Origin of the sequence: uncultured Gimesia sp. (assembly GCF_937910335.1) — a bacterium.
Taxonomy (GTDB): domain Bacteria; phylum Planctomycetota; class Planctomycetia; order Planctomycetales; family Planctomycetaceae; genus Gimesia.
Map to the genome: position 1 here is coordinate 1 of NZ_CALEMX010000526.1, position 5,330 is coordinate 5,330.

At 50.3% G+C, this 5,330-nt stretch carries 3 protein-coding genes; 2 read left to right on the forward strand and 1 reads right to left on the reverse strand.

The window, feature by feature from the left end; genetic code table 11:
* Together Q0668_RS21655 and Q0668_RS21660 are read left to right on the forward strand one after the other, a co-directional pair.
* Positions 1 to 2,545, forward strand: a 2,545-nt coding sequence (locus tag Q0668_RS21655) for a DUF1588 domain-containing protein (protein WP_298868479.1), incomplete at its 5' end; no start/stop codon positions are given.
* Between the two features lie 37 nt (positions 2,546 to 2,582).
* Entirely contained in the window at positions 2,583 to 3,899 is a 1,317-nt protein-coding gene (locus tag Q0668_RS21660) for a DUF1552 domain-containing protein (RefSeq protein WP_298868481.1), read from the forward strand.
* 39 nt (positions 3,900 to 3,938) lie between these two features.
* Here the strand turns inward: Q0668_RS21660 and Q0668_RS21665 are convergent.
* Positions 3,939 to 5,330 (reverse strand): DUF1501 domain-containing protein (locus Q0668_RS21665; protein ID WP_298868483.1); only part of this gene is annotated, 1,392 nt, incomplete at its 5' end.

Here is a 5,330-nt window from a genome sequence, read left to right on the forward strand (position 1 = left end):
TGTACCAACGTTTTCGGTGGCGGAGCAGGAAGAATCACAACCGGGCAAAGTCATCGCCGATTTTCTTAAACAAACGTGCGTCGAATGCCATAATCAGGAAACTTCGGAGGGTGGGCTCAACCTGACACACATCACGTGGCAGCTGGATCATAAGGATGTTCGCCGGCAATGGGTTCAAATTCATGATCGCATCGCAGCAGGCGAAATGCCTCCTGACAAGGCGGATCTGCCGCTGAAAAACCGACAGAAGCTTCTCAAAATTCTCGCCACAGCCATTCATGATTCAGACTTTGCCGAGGTATCCAAAGAAGGTCGTGGACCGATGCGTCGGCTGACACGCCGTGAATACGAACAGAACCTGCGCGATCTTCTCGCACTGCCGCATCTTGATATCCGTGACATGTTGCCCGCGGATCGGGAAAAACAACATTGTAATAAAGTCGCCCATTTTCTTGATATCTCCCGAATCCAAATGGATGCGTATCTTAATTCCGCTGATGTCGCGCTACGAGAGGCGGTCGCCTCTGGGTTGCAACCACGTAAAGTTCAACATTATCGGTTGCCAGCCACACGCATGTTCCAAAGCGCGAACACGTACGGCGGTCGTGAGGCGATGTTCTACGCAAAGCATTCGCAAATGGTGCCACTGTCAGGTGCTGACCTGGCGCGGATGCGCAAAGAAAACAAACACGACCCCGAAATAGAACTGGCGATCTTTCGATCCGCTTCCTGGCCTTACTATGCCTATCCGGATGTGTTTAAGGCGATTGAACCGGGTGCTTATCATCTTCGTTTTTCTGCGCGCGCTGTCCGTCAGGTGGGTGATTTCGGCTTGAGGCCGGCATGGAATTCAATCCCCATGAATTTTCGTGCCAGGAAACGCTCGGGCCCCGATGTTTCAGGCGATGTTCGCGCCACAGGTAATACGCTTGATATCCAACCAGCGGCTGCAGTTTACGAATCCAACATTCGACTGAAGAAAAATGAAACATTTGAATACAGTCTGCTGGGATTACCAGTTCCGCGAGCGATCAATCCTGTCAACGCACTCTTGTATTATGATTTTCCGCCCATGCCGGACGGCGGTCATCCAGGAATTGCGTTTCAATGGCTGGAAATCACTGGCCCCATCGATTCCAAAACGTGGCCCCCCTCTTCTCACAAAGTTTTATTTGATAATCTTGCGATTCGTCCGGCGAGTCAGGGTTCTCTAGCTGTCGAACTTGTTTCTGAGCAACCAGAGAAAGACGCGTTACGACTACTGCATCGGTTTATCCAACGTGCCCAGCGAAAACCAACGCCCCCAGATGTCATCAATATTTATGAACGACTGGTCTTGAATGAACTCAAAAATGGTACTCCGCTGGCCGAGGCCCTCTTAACCGGTTACAGCGCATATCTATGTTCCAGTCAGTTTTTGTATTTAGCAGACCCTCAAATAGATTCTCCCGAAAGACATTATGCTATCGCCGCCCGATTGTCTCACTTTCTTGGTAATACACGTCCCGATTCCCCCCTGATGACACACGCTGAGAAAGGGGAACTGCTCGATGCACAGGTATTACGGAAAGAAACAAACCGCCTGATTCGATCAAAGTCCTTTACGAACTTTGTCACGAACTTCACAGATTACTGGTTGTCTTTGAAAGATGTCCGCCGAGATGAACCCGACATTCGACTTTATCCGGAGTATCGCTTCGACGATTACCTGATTCAATCAATGGAAGCCGAAACACGCGCCTTTTTCAGGGCGATGATTCAAGAGAACTTACCAGTTTCCGTCCTGGTGAATGCTGATTTTTCTTTCATCAATGATCGTCTTGCACGTCATTATGATCTCAAACCGATCAGCGGATCGGTTTTGCAACGCGTCAAAATCCCTGATGCCAGCCCCTACGGCGGATTGCTTACTCAGGCAGCAATTATGAAAGTCACTGCCAACGGCACAACAACGTCCCCCGTACTCCGCGGGGCCTGGATTATGGAACGCATCATGGGCAATCCACCTCCACCACCGCCTGCCTCGGTTCCCGCTGTCGAACCGGATATTCGCGGTGCAACAACGATAAGAGAACAATTAGCACGGCACACGAAAGATCCCACCTGTGCCTCTTGTCATGCGAGGTTCGATCCCGTTGGTTTCGCACTGGAAAACTTTGATATCATGGGCGCATGGCGGAATCGCTATCGTAGCCTTGCCAGTGGTGTTAAAGTCACCGGCATCGATCGCGCCGGACACGCTTTTACTTACTATGTAGCGGGCCCCGTTGATGCCAGTGCACAACTACAAAATGGGAAACAATTCAAGAACATTCAAGAGTTGAAAGAAATCCTGATATCAGATCCCAGGCAGCTTGCCCGTAATCTTTTGCATCAAATGACAGTTTATGCAACGGGAACACCGGTTCGCTTTTCAGACCGTCTCGTGATAGAAACCATTCTCGACCAATGCCACGAAAAGGGATATCGAACGCGAGACCTGATTCATGCTTTGATTCAAAGCAGGATCTTCATCGGGAGTAATCCACAAAACACTGGTATCTGATTCATCTAACTTTATTGCTGGAACCAATGAGATTTTCATGACTTCAAAATGCAATCTGCCACCTTCAACGAAAAACATTTCCCGACGCCGCTTTCTACGCGGCGCAGGTGTGACGCTGGCGCTCCCGCTATTGGAGTGCATGGCTCAAAAGTCCGTCGCAACATCAAGTGAGAACTTGCAGCCAAAACGCATGCTGCTCATTTCCAATAACCTTGGTGTTTTACCAAAGCCTTTTTTTCCTGAAACCACCGGGACCGCTTATCGGCTCTCTCCCTACTTGCAGGAACTCAAGGAATTCACCAATGATTTCACCGTATTCAGCGGGCTCTCTCACCCGGCATGCGAGGGAGGACACTCCACCGAAAATTGTTTTCTAACTGGCGCCAGACATCCAACGAGCAGTGGCTTCCGCAATACGATTTCTCTCGACCAGTATGCGGCAGAACAGCTTGGTCGACAAACCCGCTTCCGCACACTGAACCTGGGTGTAAATATCGATAAAGCGAACCGCAGCCTTTCGTGGACCAGAGACGGTGTACTTCTTCCCGCTGAAGACAGTCCGGCAAGTATTTTCAAAAAAATGTTTATCCAGGGCAGCGCAGCCAAAATCAAACAACGTCTACATCAACTGAAACGGCGTGGCAGTATCCTCGATGCCGTCTCAGATTCGGCTCAGCAGCTCAACAAAAATCTGGGACGAAATGATCGAGCACGTCTTGACCAGTATTTCACTTCGATTCGTGAACTCGAACAAAGATTGATTACGGCCGGCGAATGGGAACAGAACCCCAAACCCAAAACAGACCAACCAGCACCACAGGACATCGTAGATCGAGCACTGCTGTTCGATAAGTTCGAGCAGATGCTGACGATGGCGATTCTGGCGCTACAATCAGACTCCACCCGGATTGTCACGCTCATGGTCGATGCATTCGCGACACCCGTTTTTCAATTAGAGGATCAAGTCAAAAGTACGACCGGTTATCATTCACTCAGCCATCACGGCTTGCGTGCCAACCATCTGGCACAACTGGAAAAGGCAGACCGACGTCAAATGTCACTCTTACGACATTCGCTTAAAGTTCTCGCGAGTGTCCAAGATGAATCCAGTCGACTACTTGACAGCACTATGGTCCTTTATGGCAGTAACATGGGTGATGCCAACACACACGACAATACCAATTTACCAATTCTGCTAGCGGGTGGCGGTTTCAAACATGGACAGCATTTGGCATTCAATCGCGAAAAGAACAAGCCACTTTGTAACCTGTATGTCAACATCCTGCAGAAACTCGGTGTTGAATCTGATCATTTCGGATCAAGTACCGGAACGTTGACAGGACTAAATTCGTGAACCAAAACGAACTTCGTCTACAGCAGCAATACTAGACGATCACGCAAGAATCTCCTTCACGACATGCCCGTGAACGTCGGTCAAACGACGATCAATTCCCCCCGTGCGATACGTCAGACGTTCGTGATCAATGCCCAATAAATGCAGTATCGTGGCATGCAGATCGTAACAATAGGTCTTACCCTCTGCCGTCTGATATCCCAGATCATCACTTTTACCAAAACTCGTTCCCGCTTTGATTCCCGCACCCGCCAGCCAGGTCACAAACGTGCCGCGATTGTGATCCCGTCCGAGACTGCCCTGAGCAAAGGGGGTCCGACCAAACTCGGTCGTCCAGACAACGAGAGTATCGTCAAGCAAACCGCGCGACTTTAAATCTCGAAATAATGCGACAATCGGCTGATCAACACTTTTAGCCATGGGAGGCAACTGATTTTGAATATTGCTGTGGTTGTCCCAGTTATTGACGGCTCCCTGTGGACCACTCCAGACTTGAACGAAACGCGTCCCACGTTCCAGAAGACGCCTGGCCAGCAAACAGCGCCTGCCAAAGTCTTCAGTGATTTTCTCATTCAGTCCATAAGCGGCATGCGTTTCTTTCGACTCTCTTGCCAAATCAAACGCTTCCGGCGCACTCAGTTGCATTTTCGCGGCAAGTTCACCGGCGGCAATCCGTGCTTCCAGCCTGGAATCGTCGGGGCGTGGTGCTGCATGTTTTCGATTCAGCTGTTGCAATAACACAAACGTATCTTTATCGGCCTTCTTTTGTGCAAATTTGTATTTCGAATCGGCAAACAGATTCGGAATCGGTGTTTTACTTGTTGCGTTGACCAGCGTACCCTGATGTTTTGCCGGCAGGAATCCACAACTGAAATCTGCTTTTTGATTGTAAGGCAGCCCGCGCGAATCGGGCAGCACAACGAAGGTCGGAAGATCGTCCGCAATATTTCCCAAGGCATAAGAGATCCAGGAACCCATACTGGGAAACCCGGGCAACATAAACCCAGTATTCATCATATAGCTGGCCGGACCATGCACGTTGGTTTTCGTCGTCATGGCCATCAGGAACGCCAATTCGTCAACGATCTTCGCCTGATGCGGAAAAACCGTGCTGACCCAGCGGCCGGTTTCACCATGCTGAGCAAATTCGAACGGACTTTTCATCACCGCACCGGCTGCGGCAGTGAAACCTTCGGGTTTTTCTTTGGGCCCCAGCATCTGACCATGCAGTCGCACCAGTTCCGGTTTATAGTCGAACGTGTCCATCGGGCTCGCGCCGCCGTTCATAAACAACTGAATGACTCGTTTCGCCTTCGCCGGATGATGCAAGCCGCCGTTCAGGTTGGAAACAGGTGCTGCCGTCACTTCCTGCCCCAGCCACGAGGCGAGTACCGCCGCGCCAAAGCTGCCTCCCGAATGAGTCAGAAGTTC

Bases quoted from the DNA above. Each gene is read 5' to 3' on its own strand.
- Q0668_RS21660 (WP_298868481.1), top strand. From the start codon at position 2,583: ATGACTTCAAAATGCAATCTGCCACCTTCAACGAAAAACATTTCCCGA.